We start from the raw sequence: 490 nt of genomic DNA on the forward strand, positions 1-490 counted from the left end.
AGCCGCAACCGACCCATGTGACCGACCTATGCTGACGGCGTTTCGCGTTTGGCGGGAGCGCGGCTGGAGCGAGATTGATCAGGCAGCCTACGCACAGGCATGGCGGCGCTTCGGTGGCAGTTTTGCAACTCATCCTGAAGTGGTGGAGCGGCTGTCGGCGTTTGTCGGCATCAAGCTGCACTACCTGGGCTGGGTCGTCGATGGCGAAGTCGTCGCGGCTGTTGCTTGCTGGGGCAGGTACGCCGCGCTGTCCAAGGAAGTGCTCAAACGCGAAGGGAAGCGCGGGCTGCTGGACATGGGCAATGCCGAACTGATTCTGCCGATTGCCGCGGATGTCGTGGTTCCAGTGCGTCAGCGCATGGCCTATGTCTCGCAGCTCAACGCCGAACAGATCAGCACTCTGCGCGCTCAGCCCGAAGGGCTGGCACTGGCGCGGCTGCCTGAGGATTATTCGAAGAAATTTCGCTACAACCAGCGTCGCGAACAACGC

Annotated in this window: 1 pseudogene; it reads left to right on the forward strand. The window is 62.0% G+C overall.

Going from position 1 to position 490, the window contains the following annotated elements:
- Positions 1 to 28 precede the first annotated feature (28 nt).
- A pseudogene (locus J5M56_RS24670) lies at positions 29 to 490 on the forward strand (antimicrobial resistance protein Mig-14); the annotation flags it as partial.

This window comes from Pseudomonas sp. 51_B (assembly GCF_017491595.1).
Classification (GTDB): Bacteria; Pseudomonadota; Gammaproteobacteria; order Pseudomonadales; family Pseudomonadaceae; genus Aquipseudomonas; species Aquipseudomonas promysalinigenes.